Genomic DNA, 16,043 nt, shown 5'->3' with positions numbered 1-16,043 from the left:
CGCGGCCGGGGCGAAACGACTACGGGGTGATCTCGGCGACCGGCAGCGTGATGGCGAACGGCTCGGTCAGCTCGATCACGTCGGCGCCGTCGGCGACCAGCTCGTACTGCCGCTCACCGCCGGGCCCCACCCGATCGCCGATCCGGTACGCGTACACGTGCACCGGGTCCTGCTCGATCCGCCAGTAGAACGGGATGCCGGCGGCGGCGTAGCCACCCGGCTTCGCGAACCGGTCGAGCCGTCGCGTGCCGGGCGAGACGATCTCCACGGCGAGCACGACGTCCTGCGGCCGTAGCGAGGACCGGTCGGACGGTACGTCGGAGCGGCACAGCAGGACGTCCGGGCGCCGGCTGGTGTCGTCACTGAGCTGCACCGCGACGGCCTGGGTGGCCCGGACGGCGGCCGGCGCGTGGCATCGCAGCCACGTCCAGAGCAGGCCGGAGATGTCCTGGTGACCCAGGGTCGGGAGGGGCGTCACCTGGAGGGCTCCGTCGACGAGTTCGACGCGCAGGGAGTCGTCCGGCAGGTTCTGGAGGTCGGCGACCTGATAGTCGGCGCGCTGTTGTCGTGCCGGGTCCGGACGCCAGCGGTCCGGTGGTGTCGGATTCGGCCATGCGCTCACCGGCGGACCGTAGCGCCGGTGACGTGCGGGTCCGTCGCACTCGGCGTGCGGCGCTCAGCCGGTGGGCTTCTCGGTGACGAAGATGGCGGTGCCGGGGAAGAGCCGTCCACGCAGCGGGCTCCACTGCCCCCAGATCCCCTCGTGTCCCTCCGGCCACTCCGGTTCCACCAGGTCCAGCAGCCGGAACCCGGCGCCGACCAGCTCGCGGATCCGGTCGCCGAGGGTGCGGTGCTGCTCGACGTAGGTGGCCACGCCGGTCTCGTCCTGCTCCACGTAGGGGGAGCGGTCGAAGTACGAGTGCACGGCCGTCAGGCCGCCCTCGCCGGGGTCGTCGAGGAAGATCCAGCGCATCGGGTGGGTCACCGAGAACACCCACCGGCCGCCCGGGCGCAGCACCCGGTGCACCTCGGCGAGCAGCGCCGCCGAGTCGTCCACGAACGGGATCGCGCCGAACGCGGTGCAGGCGACGTCGAACGACCGGTCGGCGAACGGCAGGGCGAGCGCGTCGGCCTGCACCAGCGGTACGCGTACCCCGGTGCGGTCGGCGGCGTCGGCGGCGTGCCGCAACATGCCGGCGGACAGGTCGAAGGCGACCGGCCGGGCGCCCTGGGTGGCGAGCCAGCGGGCGGCGGCCGCGGCGCCGGCGCCCACCTCCAGCACCCGCCGCCCCGACACGTCGCCGAGCAACCGGGCGTCGGCCTCGCGCAGGCCCTCGGGGCACCACACGAAGTCCACGTCGCCGAGGAACGCGCCGTGCTCGGCCTGGTAGTCGTCGGCGTCGGTGTCCCACCAGCCGCGGTTGGCGCGCCGGGCCTCGGCGTCACCCACCCGGCGCCGGGTAACCCGGCTGTCGTCATCCACGCGCTCACGCTAGGCCCCACCCACCCCATTGGGTACGGCGGCGCGTCCACCATCCGCCCGACTCCCTCGCACCGGGGACCGCGATCGACTCGTTCTCGGTGAAGTCGCGGTGTCCGGGCGGCGGGACGCGCCGATATCCAGGAAACCGAGTCGATCAAGCGTGGCGCGCGAGTGGGCGGCGGTGGCGCGGTCGGCGGGGCTCCTGGGCCTGCTGTGACGCACGAGACAGCAGGGGTGGTTTCCGGGCGATTGTTCGGCTTTCGCAGGTCATCGCACGAAGAGAACCCGGGAGGGCTTGCACGCTGTGGTAATGCGCACGGTAGGCTAGTCGATGCGCTCGCGGATCGTGTTGCCTCGGCAGGGAGCAGGTGCGCGGTCGACGGAGCCACATCATGATCTCACTAGGCGATCGTTCGGTGTGCCCGGCGACGGATCCGCTGGCGCGAACAGGTCACTGCGACACACCAGCCTGCTGTGACAACCCACCGACCGGAGCAACCGCCCACATGACGAGCAGCATCGAGGCCCCCTCGAGCGCCACCCGGGTCACCCACGACGATCTCGGTTCCGAGGAGGCTTTCCTCGCCGCGATCGACGAGACCATCAAGTACTTCAACGACGGCGACATTGTCGAAGGCACCGTCGTCAAGGTCGATCGGGACGAGGTCCTGCTCGACATCGGCTACAAGACCGAGGGTGTCATCCCCTCTCGGGAGTTGTCGATCAAGCACGACGTGGACCCCGCCGAGGTTGTGACGGTTGGCGACCACATCGAGGCCCTGGTCCTCCAGAAGGAGGACAAGGAGGGTCGTCTGATCCTCTCGAAGAAGCGGGCACAGTACGAGCGGGCCTGGGGCACGATCGAGAAGATCAAGGACGAGGACGGCGTCGTCCGCGGTTCGGTCATCGAGGTGGTCAAGGGCGGCCTCATCCTCGACATCGGGCTGCGCGGCTTCCTGCCCGCGTCCCTGGTCGAGATGCGTCGTGTGCGCGACCTGCAGCCGTACGTCGGGCGGGAGCTCGAGGCCAAGATCATCGAGCTGGACAAGAACCGCAACAACGTGGTCCTGTCCCGCCGGGCCTGGCTGGAGCAGACGCAGTCCGAGGTGCGCACCGAGTTCCTCAACAAGCTGCAGAAGGGCCAGGTCCGCAAGGGCGTCGTGTCCTCGATCGTCAACTTCGGCGCCTTCGTGGACCTGGGCGGCGTCGACGGTCTGGTGCACGTCTCCGAGCTGTCCTGGAAGCACATCGACCACCCGTCCGAGGTCGTCGAGGTGGGCCAGGAGGTCGAGGTCGAGGTCCTGGACGTCGACCTGGACCGCGAGCGCGTCTCGCTGTCGCTGAAGGCGACCCAGGAAGACCCGTGGCGGCAGTTCGCCCGCACCCACGCGATCCAGCAGATCGTGCCGGGTAAGGTCACCAAGCTGGTGCCGTTCGGTGCGTTCGTCCGCGTGGACGACGGCATCGAGGGCCTGGTCCACATCTCCGAGCTGGCCGAGCGCCACGTGGAGATCCCGGAGCAGGTCGTCCAGGTTGGCTCCGAGGTCATGGTCAAGGTCATCGACATCGACCTGGAGCGCCGCCGGATCTCGCTGTCGCTCAAGCAGGCCAACGAGGGCTTCGTCGAGGGCGAGGAGCACTTCGACCCGACCCTCTACGGCATGGCCGCGACGTACGACACCGAGGGCAACTACATCTACCCCGAGGGCTTCGACCCGGAGACGGGCGAGTGGCTCGAGGGGTACGACAAGCAGCGCGAGACCTGGGAGAACCAGTACGCCGAGGCTCGTCTGCGCTGGGAGGCCCACACCAAGCAGGTGCAGACCTCTCGGGCTGCCGACGCCGAGGCTGCCGCCAACCCGACTCCGGCCGTCCCGGCCGCTGGCGGCGGCGGTGGCGGTGGCACCACCTCCTCGTCCAGCCCGGCCCCGAGCCGGCAGGCCGAGGAGCCGGCCGGCACGCTGGCCACCGACGAGGCGCTCGCCGCACTGCGGGAGAAGCTCGCCGGCGGTAAGTGACCCGCTGAACGACGACGGGCCCCGTCCCCGCGATCTCCGGATCGCTGGGGGCGGGGCCCTCGCCGTACCCGCCGTAGGCCACCGGGGCTAGCTGCGGGCAGGGCGTGCCCCGGGGCGAGCTGGCACGGTGCGCTCGGCGGCTGGTGCGGACCACCAAGATCGCACTCGATCCATGATGTAGGGGTCTCCCGGACGCCGCACACCACTACATCCTGGTTCGAGCACGATCTTGGCGCAGGGCGCAGGGCGCAGGGCGCAGGGCGCGGGGCGCGGGGCGCGGGGCGCGGGGCGCGGGGCGCGGGGTTGGGAGGTCGCCGGGCCGTGGGTGGGTTTGGCGGCGGGCTTGTGGATCCGGTTGACTGTTCGGGTGCTGAGGGTGGGGTTGACCGGCGGGATCGGGTCGGGCAAGAGCGCGGTGGCCGCGCGGCTCGTGGAGCGGGGCGCGGTGCTCATCGACGCCGACCGGGTGGCCCGGGAGGTGGTGGCGCCGGGCACGGACGGGCTGGCCGAGATCGTTGCCGCCTTCTCCGACGCGGTGCTGGACGCCGACGGCGCACTGGACCGTGCCGCACTGGGCGCGGTGGTGTTCGCCGACGAGACGGCCCGCCGTCGGCTGGAGGCGATCACCCATCCCCGGGTCCGGGCCCGCACCGCGCAGCTGGCCGCCGCGGCGGCACCCGACGCGATCGTCGTCAACGACGTACCGCTGCTGGTCGAGGTGGGTCTCGCGCCGACGTACCACCTGGTGGTCGTGGTGCAGACGGCCGTGTCGACCCGGTTGGAGCGGCTGGCGCGCGACCGGGGGATGGGTCGCGCGGAGGCCGAGCGGAGGATCGCCGCCCAGGCCGACGACGCCCACCGCCGAGCTGCGGCGGACGTGGTGCTGACCAACGACGGGAGTCTGACGGCGCTGCACGACGCCGTCGACGTGCTGTGGAAGCGACGGCTGGTGCCGTACGAGGACAACCTGCGCCAGCGGCGGGTGGTCTCGCCGGAGCCGGCCGAGCTGGCCGGGGCCGACGCGAGTTGGCCGGAGCAGTACGCGCGGCTGGCCGCCCGGATCCAGCACGCGCTCGGCGCGGATGCCCTACGGATCGATCACATCGGTTCGACGGCGGTGCCCGGCCTGGCCGCCCAGAACGTCATCGACGTGCAGGTGGCGGTCTCCAGCCTGGCCGACGCCGACGGGCCGTTGGCCGATCGGCTGGCGGGCGCCGGGTTCCCCCGGGTGCCGGGGCAGTGGTGGGATGACCCGCGTCCGGCCGGCAGAGGTCGGTGGGAGAAGCGGCTGCACGGTAGCGCGGACCCGGCCCGCCCGGTTCGTCTGCACGTGCGGCTGGCGGATTCGCCGGGTTGGCGGTACGCGTTGCTGATGCGCGACCACCTGCGTGCCGACCCGGATCAGCGGGCCGCGTACCTGCTGCTCAAGCGGGACCTGGTCGAGGCGGCGCCGGAGGCCGGTGCTTCCGGCACGGCCCGGAACCCGTGGTTCGACGAGGAGTACCTGCGGGCCGAGCAGTGGGCCGCGCAGACCGGCTGGCGCCCCTGAGGTCAGCGGGCACCAGACCGAGGGGCTGACGGTCGAGGGGCGGTCGGCCGAGGGTTGGCAGCCAGTCGGGGCACGACGGCCGGGTGGAGGTCCAAGTGTGCCCACGCGCCGGCGTCGGTCTGCAACTCGAGTCGGCGGAGCGACCCGTCCCGGTCGATCCAGTAGCGCAGCCGCGCGTCGGCCGGACCCGACTCGATGACGTCCACGGTCCGTCCGGCGGCGACGTCCTCGCGTACCCGCACGGCCGCGCCGCGGTGCCCGACCGACCCGGCGGTCACCGCGGCTTCGACCAGCACGCTCAGGTCGTCCCGGCCGGGTCGGGAGACCCGCCAGGCCCCGGCCGGCGGCGGCAGTGGCGGCCGGGCCGGCGCCTCCGCGGTGCCACCGCCGGCGGCGACCGCCGGCAGGTCCGCCCGGGCCAGACCGGCGGCGTCGCGTCGCAGCAGGGTCCGGCGATCGGGTACGCCCAGGTCGGCGACCGCGAGGTACGCGGTACGCGCGGTCCAGCTCAACCAGCCGGCCCCCCGTAGGTTCGTGTCCGTGCCCGTCGGGGCGGTCAGCGTCAGCGTGGCGCCACCCTGGGCGCGGAGCCGGGCCGGCAGCCGGTCGAGCCGACGTTGCTCGGCGTCGGTCAGCGCGCGGGGCAGACCGGGTCGGCCGCCGAGTGCGTCCACCGGCCGTAGTGTCGGCCGGTCCGCCCGGTTGAAGATCATCGTGACCGGGCCGGCGTCGGGCAGTCGGGTCACCAGCTTGTGTAGCCGGGCGTCCTGATCGAGCCAGTACCGGGTCTCTCCGTCCGGGGCGGGCGTCGCGGCGCCGGGGGTGCCGCTCGCCGTGCTGGCGGCGGGTGGCGTGCCGGTGGGCAGTGGTGCCTGTATGACGTCCAGCGGGCCGGCCGGGACAGTCTCCCGGGCGATCCAGCGTGCTCCGCTGGACGGCGCCGTCCGGGTCGCGGTGTCCGGGCGCTCGGCGGCCAGGTCGAGGAGCAGGTCGAGCACCGGTGCCAGCTGCGCCCCGGGTGCCAGTCGGTGCAGCCGCCACCGGTCCTCCGGGGCTACCAGTGGTGGCGCGGCGGGAGTGGGAACCGCCGTCGGATCGGGTCGGATCACCAGCACCCGGCCGCTCTTCTGCAACAGCCCGCGTTCGGCACCAGCGCCCGGCCCGCCCACGTCGAGGTAGAGCAGCGACCGGGACCAGTCCACCCAGCCCACCAGCTCGATGCGGGAGGCGCCGGTGCCGGCCGTGACGCGTACGCCGGCGCGCAGGTCCCGCAGGTTGGTGACCCGTACGGCGGCCAGCCGTTCGCTCTCCGACACGGTCAGCGGCCGGGCCGGCTCGGGCGGGTCGGGCGCCCAGCTCAACAGCCCGAGCACCAGGGCCGTCGCGGACGTCACCGCCGTCAGACCGAGCAACAGCAGCACCGCACGCCGACGACGGCCGGCCGAGGTTGGGCCGGCGGTGTCGGCGGCTTCGGTGGCTTCGGTGGTGTCCGGGGTGTCGTCGCGGCGGGTGGTCTCGCGGTTCTCCGCGAGGCTGCGCGCGGCGGCGGCCCGGCGGGTGTCGGTGGTCTCGCGGCCGGCGGTGGCTCGGCGCGCGCCGCCGCTGGTCCGGCCGGCCGTGGGCCCACCTCCGGTGTCGGTGGTGGTCCGGCTGGCCGCCGAGGCGCTGCCGGCCGGGCCGGTGCGGTGCCGCCCGCTGCCGGTGCTCGGGTCGTCCGGCCGGGGTGTGCCGGTGCCGGCGGTGGTGTCGGGCGCCGGGGTCGGGGAGGTGTCCACCAAGATGAAACGGGCGGGGAGGCACCGGGGTGACGAGCAGGGGCGCTCGCGGCGGCCGGTCTGCGCCTCGAGCGCGACCACACGGGTGCGCACGCCGGACGAGCCGGGTGCTGCGACCGCAGTGCCGGGGGTGACCGGCCGTGATGTTGGCCTGGCCACCGGCCCGGTCGGCCGCCGCGAGCGGCCTACATGAAGAGGGTAGTCCCGGTGACATGGGCCACACAATGGGAATATTGAAGCTGATCACGTACCTGGCGTGACGGCCGTTCCTGTCGGACCTCCGGCGTACCGTTGATGGCATGGCGCTCGACATTCCCCGGCTGGACAGCCGCTTCCAGGTCGTCAGTGACTTCCAGCCGGCCGGCGACCAACCGGCGGCCATCGATGACCTTGAGCGTCGGGTTCGGCGCGGCGACCGCAACACCGTTCTGCTCGGCGCGACCGGCACCGGCAAGAGCGCCACCACGGCGTGGCTGATCGAGCGGCTGCAACGCCCCACCCTGGTGCTCGCCCCGAACAAGACGCTCTGCGCCCAGCTGGCCAAGGAGTTCAGCGAGCTGCTGCCGCACAACGCGGTCGAATACTTCGTCTCGTACTACGACTACTACCAGCCCGAGGCGTACATCCCGCAGACCGACACCTACATCGAGAAGGACTCCTCGATCAACGAGGAGGTGGAGCGGCTGCGGCACTCGGCGACGATGTCGCTGCTCACCCGCCGCGACGTGATCGTGGTGGCGACCGTCTCGGCGATCTACGGCCTGGGCACTCCGGAGGAGTACCTCAACCGGGCGGTTCGGGTGCAGATCGGGCAGGAGCTCGACCGCGACCAGTTGCTGCGCCGGCTGGTCGACATCCAGTACACCCGCAACGACATGGCCTTCCAGCGGGGCACCTTCCGGGTCCGCGGCGACACGCTGGAGATCATCCCGGCGTACGAGGAGCTGGCGATCCGGATCGAGCTCTTCGGTGACGAGGTGGAGAAGCTCTACTACCTCAACCCGTTGACCGGTGACGTGGTCCGCGAGGTCGACCAACTGGTGATCTTCCCGGCCACCCACTACGCGGCCGGTCCGGAGCGGATGGAACGGGCGATCCGTGACATCGAGGTCGAGCTGGCCGAGCGCCTCGCCGAGCTGGAGCGGCAGGGCAAGCTGCTGGAGGCACAGCGGCTGCGGATGCGCACCACCTACGACATCGAGATGATGCGGCAGGTGGGCTTCTGCTCCGGCATCGAGAACTACTCGATGCACATGGACGGGCGGCTGCCCGGCAGCCCACCGCACGCCCTGCTCGACTACTTCCCCGACGACTTCCTCACCGTGGTCGACGAGTCGCACGTGACCATCCCGCAGATCGGTGGCATGTACGAGGGCGACGCGTCCCGGAAGCGGATGCTCATCGACCACGGCTTCCGGCTGCCCAGCGCGGCCGACAACCGGCCGCTGCGCTTCGACGAGTTCCTGGAGCGGGTCGGCCAGATGGTCTACCTCTCCGCGACCCCCGGCACCTGGGAGATGGAGCAGGCCCAGGGCGAGTTCGTCGAGCAGGTGATCCGACCCACCGGTCTGGTCGACCCGGAGGTCGTGATCAAGCCGACCAAGGGTCAGATCGACGACCTGATGCACGAGATCAAGCTGCGGACCGACCGGGACGAGCGGGTGCTGGTCACCACGCTGACCAAGAAGATGGCCGAGGACCTGTCCGACTACCTGCTGGAGAACGGCATCCGGGTGCGCTACCTGCACTCGGAGGTCGACACGTTGCGCCGGGTGGAGCTGCTGCGCGAGTTGCGCAAGGGCGACTACGACGTGCTCGTCGGCATCAACCTGCTCCGCGAGGGTCTGGACCTGCCCGAGGTGTCGCTGGTGGCGATTCTCGACGCCGACAAGGAGGGCTTCCTGCGCAGCGGCCGGTCGCTGATCCAGACCATCGGGCGGGCCGCCCGTAACGTCTCCGGTCAGGTGCACATGTACGCCGACAAGATCACCCCGTCGATGGCGGCGGCGATCGACGAGACCGATCGGCGGCGGGCCAAGCAGATCGCGCACAACGAGGCGCACGGCATCAGCCCGGAGCCGCTGCGTAAGAAGATCCACGACATCCTGGACGACATCTACCGCGAGGCGGAGGACACCGAGAACTCCCGGGTCGGTGGCGCGGTGCGTCAGCTCTCCCGGGGCAAGGCGCCGGTCAAGGAGACTCGCAGCCGGAGCCGGTCCGCCGCCACCACCACCTCGCGGGAGGGGATGGCCCGCGCCGACCTGGCCCAGCTCATTCAGGAGCTCAACGACCAGATGTTGGCCGCCGCCCGCGAGCTGCAGTTCGAGTTGGCCGCCCGGATCCGTGACGAGGTCTCCGACCTGAAGAAGGAGCTGCGCGGCATGGACGCCGCCGGCGTGAAGTGACGGCCACCCGGTCGGCCCCCCGGCGTTCCGCTCGGGCCCGGCCGACCGGGCTCGCCGGGGTCGGGCTTCGCCGCCCGTGACCGCCGCTGAGCTGCGAAACGATACGTGCCGGGTGGCCCGTCCGGTGGATGGCAGGGAATGCCCTGATTGCGGTGTGCGAGCGAACTATTGCACTGGGTGATCGTCCTGCGTAGTCTCCCTCGGTGGGGAGGCCGGGATGCCGCTGCCAACAAGTCCTGTCATTCGACGTGCACGTCTCGGCGCAGAGCTGCGCCAACTCCGTCGGCGCGAGTCGCTGACCCTGGAACAGGTCTGCGACCGGTTGGGCTGGGCGTCGACGTCGAAACTGTCCCGCATCGAGCTGGGCCAGAGTCGCCCGGACCTCGCCGACGTGCTCGACCTGCTCGATGTCTACAAGGTGCCCACGCCCGCCCGGGAAGCGCTGATCGTCATCGCCCGGGACGCGGCGACCAGTCGTGGCTGGTGGAAGACGCTGGGCGAGATGAGCGAACGGCAGCGCACCTACGCCGAGTTGGAGGCCGGCGCCGCCGACATCGTCGAGTACCAGCCGTCGGTGGTGCCGGGGCTGCTCCAGACGCCCGCGTACGCCCGGGTGCTGGTCACGGCCGGCGCCCAGCTCACGCCCGAGGTCGATGTGGAGGCCGAGGTACGGGCCCGGGCACTGCGGCAGGAGGTGCTGCGGCGGGCCTACCCACCGCGCTACACCGCGGTGCTCGCCGAGGCCGTCTGCGACCCGGGTGACCTGCCGGTGGCGGTCTGGCATGAGCAGTTGCGGCATCTGGTCGCCGTGACCGGGCTGTCCCACGTCACGGTGCGCCTGTTGCCACGCGGGGCGGCCGGCGGCGGGCTGCATCCGCTCACACCGTATTCCTGCTATGCCTTTCCCGACCCGGCGGACCCGCGGACGGTGATGATCGAGGCGTTGACCACCGACGTCCGGTTGGCCACCGTGCTCGACGTCGGCCGCTACGAGCGGATGACCGAGGCGCTGCTGGCCACGGCGCTGTCACCCGAGGAGACAATCACCGTGTTGGCCCGCCGCGTCGGCGAGTAACGGTTGAGGGTGCCGACGGTGACGCGCCGCGCGGCCACCGGGCCCGGCGCCCCCGAGCCCGTCGGGACCGGCAGCCGGCGCGTACGCCCGGCACGATAGCCGCGGGGTACGACAGCTCGGCTCAGGCCGGTACGTCGAGGAAGTGTTCGACCACCGGCGGTCCCGCGAAGTGCGGCCCGATCAGCGCCCGCCACTGCGCGAACCGTTCGGTGGCCCGGAAGTTCTCCTCGTGTGCCTCGACCGAGTCCCACTCGACGAGCAGCACGAAGCGGGTCGGTGACTCGATTCCTCGGGTCATCCGCACGGACCGGCAGCCGGTCGCCCCGGCGAGCACCGGGTGACCCTCGGCGTACGCGGCCGCGAACGCGTCCTCGTGTCCGGGCAGTACATCGATCAGCGCGACCTCAAGCACCATGTCGGACAGCCTCCCACGGCGGTCCGGGCCGGCGGTGTCGCGGGGGTCTGTTCCGGCGTCGGCGACGCACCTAGGGTGGCCTCGTGATCATCGACTGGCTTACCGGCACCGCGTTTCGGGTGGCCGGTACGGGCACCACCTGGGCGGAGCTGCTGGGGTTCGTGACCGGTGTGCTCAACGTGTGGCTGGTGGCCCGGCAGAAGATCGCCAACTGGCCGATCGGCATCGCCAACGTGCTGCTGCTCATGCTGCTGTTCTGGACCGCCGGGCTGTACGCCGACGCGGGGCTCCAGGTCGTCTACGTCGCGCTCGGCTGCTACGGCTGGTGGCACTGGCTGTTCGGTGGCGAGCGGCGCAGCCGGCTCACGGTGAGCCGGACGGGGCGGGGGGAGTGGCTGGCGCTGGCCGCCGCCGGGGTGTTGCTCACCGGCGCGCTGTGGGTGCTGCTGGACCGGGCCACCGACTCGACCGTGCCGTTGCCGGACGCGTTGACCACGGCGCTGTCCCTGTTGGCCACGTACGGGCAGACCCGCAAGCGGGTGGAGAGTTGGTGGCTCTGGATCGCCGCCGACCTCATCTACATCCCGTTGTACGCGTACAAGGGGCTGTACCTGACCGCCGTGCTCTATCTGGTCTTCCTCGCCCTGTGCGTCCTCGGGTTGCGCGCGTGGCGGGCCGACCTGCGTCGGGCCGACCGGCCGAGCGCGGTCCCGCCCGGCCCGGCCCCGGTCACCGCGTGAGCGCCGAGACGCCCGGCCGGCCACCGGCGCCACGCGTGCCGGCGCGCTCGGCCGCTGCGGAGTTCGGGCACGGGATGGTGGTGGGCAAGTTCTATCCGCCGCACGCCGGTCACCATGCGCTGATCGGGGCAGCCGCGGCCCGCTGCGCCGAGGTCACCGTCGTGGTGGCGCCCTCGCGTCGCGAGTCGATTCCACTCCCGCTGCGCCTGGACTGGCTGCGGGAGGTGCACGCGGACACGCCGTGGGTCCGTTTCGTCGGCCGGTACGACGACCACCCGGTGGACTACGCCGATCCGGCCGTCTGGGACGCGCACTGCGCGGTGTTCCGTGCGGCGGTCGGGTCGGGGCCGGTGGACGCGGTCTTCTCGTCCGAGGCGTACGGCCCCGAGCTGGCGCGCCGCTTCGACGCCGTACCCGTGGCGGTGGATCCGGACCGGCGGACCGTGCCGGTCTCCGGGACGGCCGTGCGCGCGGACCCGGCGGGTCACTGGCGGTGGCTGAGCCCGCCGGTGCGGGCGTGGTTCGTCCGGCGGGTGGTGGTGGTCGGGGCCGAGTCGACCGGCACCACCACGATGGCGGCGGCGCTCGCCGGGCACTACGGCACGTCCTGGGTGCCGGAGTACGGCCGGGAGTTGACCGCTCGCAAGCTGGCCCGGTTGCGGGAGCGTACGCCGGAGGCGACCGTCTTCGACGTCAGTTGGGACCGGGACGACTTCCGCGCGGTGGTCCGCGAGCAGCAGGCGGCCGAGGACGCGGCGGCCCGGACGAGCGGGCCGCTGCTGGTCTGCGACACCGACGCGCGGGCGACGGCGGTGTGGGAGGAGCGCTACCTGGGCAGCGCGTCGGCGGAGGTGCGGGCGGCCGCCCGCCGGCCGGCGCTGTATCTGCTGACGGATCACCGGTGGGTGCCGTTCACCGATGACGGGCTGCGCGACGGCGAGCACCTGCGGGCCTGGATGACCGAGCGGTTCCGGGCCGAGCTGGCGGGGTGCGGGGTGCCGGTGGTGGAGCTGACCGGGTCGCACGCCGAGCGGCTGGCCCGGGCGGTGCGGGCCTGTGACGAGCTACTCGCCGCCGGCTGGTCGCTCACCGCCCCGATCGCCGCATCCGATCTGCACTAGCCTCCTAGGACACCTTAGGCGTTGTGACGCGTCGAGCGAGGGTGTCCGGCGCCACCGGCTGCCCGGGGTGCGATCACGGGGCGTGGTGGGCAACAATGGTCACCGAGGAGGGGAGTATTCCCCCGCAACGGAGTCGTCAGCACGGTCGATCGCCGGATCTACGGCGTCCCGACCCGGCGCCGTAGGTCGCCGCCCCTTCCCGGGGGCGACGGCGGAAGAGACCTCCGACAGTCACCAGAGTGAGCGACAGCGGCACGCCGGCCCCCACAGGGGCGTACGGTGTGCCCGACGCCGCGTGTCTGCCGGAGGAATGAACGTTGGACGTGTCCGGATTGGTGTGGGCGGGAACGCTTGTCGCGCTGACTGCGGTCCTGCTGGTCGACCTGTTGATCATCGGTCGGCGCCCACACGAGCCGAGTGTGCGGGAGTCGAGCCTCTGGGTCGGCTTCTACGTCGCTCTTGCCCTGATCTTCGGCGTGGGTGTCTGGCTGACCTCCGGGGCCAGCGCGGCCGGGCAGTTCTACACCGGCTGGCTCACCGAGTACAGCCTCTCGGTGGACAACCTCTTCGTCTTCGTGATCATCATGGCCCGCTTCGGGGTGCCCCGGCAGTACCAGCAGAAGGTGCTGCTCGTCGGCATCGTGCTGGCGCTGGTGATGCGCGGCGGGTTCATCGCCGCGGGTGCGGCGCTGATCACGCAGTTCTCCTGGGTCTTCTACATCTTCGGCGCGTTCCTGATCTACACCGCGGTGAACCTGGCCCGGCAGGGTGAGCCGGACGAGGACGAGTTCTCCGAGAACGTGCTGATCCGGTGGAGCCGCAAGGCGCTGCCGATCTCGAAGGACTACGACGGCGCGAAGCTCACCACCCACGTGGCCGGCCGGCGGCTGTTCACCCCGATGCTGATCGTGATGATCGCGATCGGCACCACCGACCTGATCTTCGCACTGGACTCGATCCCGGCGATCTTCGGCATCACCCAGGAGCCGTACCTGGTCTTCACCGCGAACGTCTTCGCGCTGATGGGCCTCCGGCAGCTCTACTTCCTGCTCGGTGGCCTGTTGGACCGGCTGATCTACCTGAGCTACGGCCTGGCCGTCGTGCTCGGCTTCATCGGGGTCAAGCTGGTGCTGGAGGCGCTGGCCGACAACCAGGTGCCGTTCATCAACGGTGGCGAGCACGTCGGCTGGGCGCCGCACATCCCGATCTGGTTGTCGCTGCTGGTCATCATCGGCACCCTGGGCACCGCCACCGCCGCCAGCCTGATCAAGTCCTCCCGGGATCGGCGTCGCGAGTTGGCCGACGCCCGACGCTGACCGGTCACCGGCCGGGTGCGGACACGCACCCGGCCGGTGAAGGGCGTGTTTCGCCCTAGACCCGGTGGGCGCCCACCAGGGTGGCGGTCCGGTCGGCCGGCAGTGGCTCCTCGATGACCCGCCGCCGCCGGTAACAGGCGTGCAGCATCCGGCGCTGGCCGCCGTCGCCGGGCGTGGCGGTGACGATGCCGATGTGGTGGATCTTGCGGCCGGGCCGGGCGAAGAAGTAGAGATCGCCGGGGCGTTCCGCGCCCAACGGCAGTGGGGTGGTGGCCACGGCCTGGTCGTCGGCGTCGCGGGGCAGCAGCACCCCGAACCGCCGCCAGGCCAGATGCACCAGGCCCGAGCAGTCGATGCCGTGCGCGGAGAGACCGCCCCAGATGTAGACCACGTGCAGCAGTCGCTGTGCCACCGCGAGCGCCTGCTCGGCGGTGGGCGACGCGGCCGACGCCGGGACCAGGTGCCCGTCGGGCAGCCAGAGCGGCGTGGTCCGGCCGGGGACGTGCACCGGCCGCCAGTCGTCGTGGCCGGGGCCGGCCGGGACGAGGCGGGTGCCGACGACGACACCGGGCAGCACCACCGGCCCGTTCGGGGCGGCGTGCAGCCCGGTGACCGTGGCGTCGACCACCAGTGGGTGATCACTGCTGGTGTGGGCCGGGTCGGTGACGGCCAGCTGCTCGGCGGGGAGCCAGCCCGGGTAGCCGCGGGGGTCCAGCTTGGCGGCTGGTTGTTCGACGGCGACGACCCGGGCCCAGCCGTCCGGGCGGAGTTCGCTGACGAGGACCCGCTCGCCGAGCAGGAGTTGGCTCAGCACGCAGTCACCGACCTGCTGGTCGGTGTCCATTCCGGACACCCAGGTCGGGATGTCGACGCCGGCGGTCAGCGCTGGGCGGTCGACCGGGCGGACTGCCTCGGGGGAGGTCCACAGCGTCGCCACGGCGACCCGGACGACGGCCTCTCGGCCCGGTTGCAGCTCCACGTCAACCCCCAGATCGTGTCGGCTGTCCAGGGGAGACCTTATGAAAGAAACCGACGGCCATCAACCACGAGCCTGCACTTTTGCTTCAGCTAGGCCGGAGATGCCCAGGCCAGGGGCGTCCGGCAACACCACACTCGCGCCGTCGTAGCGTATGCCGCCCTGCACCGGTGACCAGGCCAGCCACCAGGCGGCGTCCAGGTCGGCAACCGCTGTGGTGCCATACGCGGCGACCAGGCTCGCCGCCGCCCCGATGCCGACCTGGCTCTCCATCATCGAGCCGACCACCGTGCCGAGCCCGTGCGCGGTGGCCAGGTCGAGCAGGGTACGGGCCGGGTGCAGCCCACCACACTTGGCCAGCTTGACGTTGACCAGGTCGGCGGCCCGGCGGCGGATCACCTCCACCAGGTCACGGACCCCGAAGACCGCCTCGTCGGCCAGGATCGGCACGGACACCCGGTCGCTGACCCAGGCCAGCCCGTCCAGGTCCCAGCGGATCACCGGCTGCTCGACCAGCTCCACGTCGAGCCCGGCGTCCTCGATGCCGCGGATCACCCGGACCGCCTCCCGGGGCGTCCAGCCCTGGTTGGCGTCCAGCCGGATCCGGGTGCCGGGGCCGACGGCCGCCCGCACTGCCCGCACCCGGTCCAGGTCACTGGCCGCGTCGGTGCCGACCTTCAGCTTGAGCACGCCGAAGCCGTCGGCCTGCCGCTGCCGCGCCGCGGTCGCCAGGTCCACCGCGTCGCCCGCCGCCAGCGTGACGTCCGTCGGGACCCGCAGCGTGGTGCCGCCGAGCAACCGCACCAGGGGTACGCCCAGCCGCCGCGCGGCGAGGTCGTGCAGGGCGACGTCCACCGCCGCCTTCGCGGCCTCGTTGCCGACCACCGCGCGCTGCACCTCGACGCACCGGGCCACCAGGTCGTCCGGGTCACGGCCGATGAGCTGTGGGCCGAGCAACTCGCGGACGCACGCCTGCGCGCCGGCGACCGATGCGCCGGTGACCTGCCAGACCTGGGGCGCCTCGCCGAAGCCGGACCGGCCGTCGCTGTCGACGAGTTCGACGACCAGGGTTTCCACTGTGGTGGTACGGCGCAGCGCGGTGACGAACGGGGTGTGTAAGGGGGCGGAAACCCGGTGGGTGCGTACCGCCGAGATCGTCATGTGAGG

Annotated in this window: 13 protein-coding genes; 7 read left to right on the top strand and 6 right to left on the bottom strand. The window is 72.1% G+C overall.

What is annotated here, in order from left to right:
* Nucleotides 1–19 precede the first annotated feature (19 nt).
* Both AC5L30_RS14255 and AC5L30_RS14250 read right to left on the bottom strand, forming a co-directional pair.
* Nucleotides 20–622: a Uma2 family endonuclease gene (locus AC5L30_RS14255; protein ID WP_494867721.1), complete on the bottom strand. Its 603-nt coding sequence runs from the start codon at nucleotides 620–622 to the stop codon at nucleotides 20–22.
* A gap of 54 nt (nucleotides 623–676) precedes the next feature.
* Nucleotides 677–1,483, bottom strand: a complete 807-nt coding sequence (locus AC5L30_RS14250; protein ID WP_494867719.1) for a class I SAM-dependent methyltransferase — start codon at nucleotides 1,481–1,483, stop codon at nucleotides 677–679.
* A gap of 506 nt (nucleotides 1,484–1,989) precedes the next feature.
* Here AC5L30_RS14250 and rpsA point away from each other — a divergent pair.
* Together rpsA and coaE are read left to right on the top strand one after the other, a co-directional pair.
* Nucleotides 1,990–3,501, top strand: coding sequence for a 30S ribosomal protein S1 (gene rpsA, locus AC5L30_RS14245; RefSeq protein ID WP_112582670.1), 1,512 nt, complete (start codon nucleotides 1,990–1,992; stop codon nucleotides 3,499–3,501).
* A 367-nt stretch (nucleotides 3,502–3,868) separates the two neighbouring features.
* Nucleotides 3,869–5,050 carry a dephospho-CoA kinase gene (gene coaE / locus AC5L30_RS14240; RefSeq protein ID WP_494867717.1) on the top strand — a complete coding sequence of 394 codons (1,182 nt, stop codon included), beginning with the start codon at nucleotides 3,869–3,871 and terminating at the stop codon, nucleotides 5,048–5,050.
* A 2-nt stretch (nucleotides 5,051–5,052) separates the two neighbouring features.
* On the opposite strand, the gene AC5L30_RS14235 is transcribed toward coaE, so the two are convergent.
* Complete coding sequence (locus AC5L30_RS14235) at nucleotides 5,053–6,825, bottom strand: hypothetical protein (protein ID WP_494867716.1); 1,773 nt, start codon at nucleotides 6,823–6,825, stop codon at nucleotides 5,053–5,055.
* A 299-nt stretch (nucleotides 6,826–7,124) separates the two neighbouring features.
* Between AC5L30_RS14235 and uvrB the strand changes: the two genes are divergently transcribed.
* A complete protein-coding gene (gene uvrB / locus AC5L30_RS14230) occupies nucleotides 7,125–9,233 on the top strand; it encodes an excinuclease ABC subunit UvrB (protein ID WP_204941161.1) in 2,109 nt (702 codons plus the stop codon).
* 217 nt (nucleotides 9,234–9,450) lie between these two features.
* The gene (locus AC5L30_RS14225) at nucleotides 9,451–10,308 is read left to right on the top strand and encodes a helix-turn-helix domain-containing protein (RefSeq protein WP_494867714.1); all 858 of its coding nucleotides are present in this window, start codon (nucleotides 9,451–9,453) and stop codon (nucleotides 10,306–10,308) included.
* Nucleotides 10,309–10,429: 121 nt separating this feature from the next.
* On the opposite strand, the gene AC5L30_RS14220 is transcribed toward AC5L30_RS14225, so the two are convergent.
* The gene (locus tag AC5L30_RS14220; RefSeq protein WP_357379526.1) at nucleotides 10,430–10,723 is read right to left on the bottom strand and encodes an antibiotic biosynthesis monooxygenase family protein; all 294 of its coding nucleotides are present in this window, start codon (nucleotides 10,721–10,723) and stop codon (nucleotides 10,430–10,432) included.
* An 83-nt stretch (nucleotides 10,724–10,806) separates the two neighbouring features.
* Here AC5L30_RS14220 and pnuC point away from each other — a divergent pair, with 83 nt between their 5' ends.
* The 3 genes from pnuC to AC5L30_RS14205 all read left to right on the top strand — a co-directional run bounded on the left by pnuC (nucleotide 10,807) and on the right by AC5L30_RS14205 (nucleotide 13,900).
* Nucleotides 10,807–11,463 carry a nicotinamide riboside transporter PnuC gene (gene pnuC, locus AC5L30_RS14215; RefSeq protein WP_494867713.1) on the top strand — a complete coding sequence of 219 codons (657 nt, stop codon included), beginning with the start codon at nucleotides 10,807–10,809 and terminating at the stop codon, nucleotides 11,461–11,463.
* On the top strand, nucleotides 11,460–12,584 hold the full coding sequence (locus AC5L30_RS14210; protein ID WP_494867712.1) for an AAA family ATPase: 1,125 nt from the start codon (nucleotides 11,460–11,462) through the stop codon (nucleotides 12,582–12,584). Before pnuC ends, AC5L30_RS14210 begins: the two co-directional genes overlap by 4 nt.
* Before the next feature lie 317 nt (nucleotides 12,585–12,901).
* The gene (locus AC5L30_RS14205) at nucleotides 12,902–13,900 is read left to right on the top strand and encodes a TerC family protein (protein ID WP_494867710.1); all 999 of its coding nucleotides are present in this window, start codon (nucleotides 12,902–12,904) and stop codon (nucleotides 13,898–13,900) included.
* Nucleotides 13,901–13,955: 55 nt separating this feature from the next.
* Here AC5L30_RS14205 and AC5L30_RS14200 read toward each other — a convergent pair whose 3' ends face one another.
* Together AC5L30_RS14200 and AC5L30_RS14195 are read right to left on the bottom strand one after the other, a co-directional pair.
* A complete protein-coding gene (locus AC5L30_RS14200) occupies nucleotides 13,956–14,879 on the bottom strand; it encodes a C40 family peptidase (protein ID WP_494867709.1) in 924 nt (307 codons plus the stop codon).
* A gap of 60 nt (nucleotides 14,880–14,939) precedes the next feature.
* On the bottom strand, nucleotides 14,940–16,037 hold the full coding sequence (locus AC5L30_RS14195) for a mandelate racemase/muconate lactonizing enzyme family protein (protein ID WP_494867708.1): 1,098 nt from the start codon (nucleotides 16,035–16,037) through the stop codon (nucleotides 14,940–14,942).
* Between the last annotated feature and the right edge of the window lie 6 nt (nucleotides 16,038–16,043).

The sequence above is a fragment of the Micromonospora sp. BQ32 genome, assembly GCF_059358895.1.
This window is presented reverse-complemented; position numbering and strand designations above follow the sequence as displayed.

Excerpts from the sequence above, each read along its gene's own strand:
- rpsA (WP_112582670.1), top strand. The coding sequence starts at position 1,990 with ATGACGAGCAGCATCGAGGCCCCCTCGAGCGCCACCCGGGTCACCCAC.
- uvrB (WP_204941161.1), top strand. The coding sequence starts at position 7,125 with ATGGCGCTCGACATTCCCCGGCTGGACAGCCGCTTCCAGGTCGTCAGT.
- AC5L30_RS14225 (WP_494867714.1), top strand. The coding sequence starts at position 9,451 with ATGCCGCTGCCAACAAGTCCTGTCATTCGACGTGCACGTCTCGGCGCA.
- AC5L30_RS14220 (WP_357379526.1), bottom strand. The coding sequence starts at position 10,723 with ATGGTGCTTGAGGTCGCGCTGATCGATGTACTGCCCGGACACGAGGAC.
- AC5L30_RS14195 (WP_494867708.1), bottom strand. The coding sequence starts at position 16,037 with ATGACGATCTCGGCGGTACGCACCCACCGGGTTTCCGCCCCCTTACAC.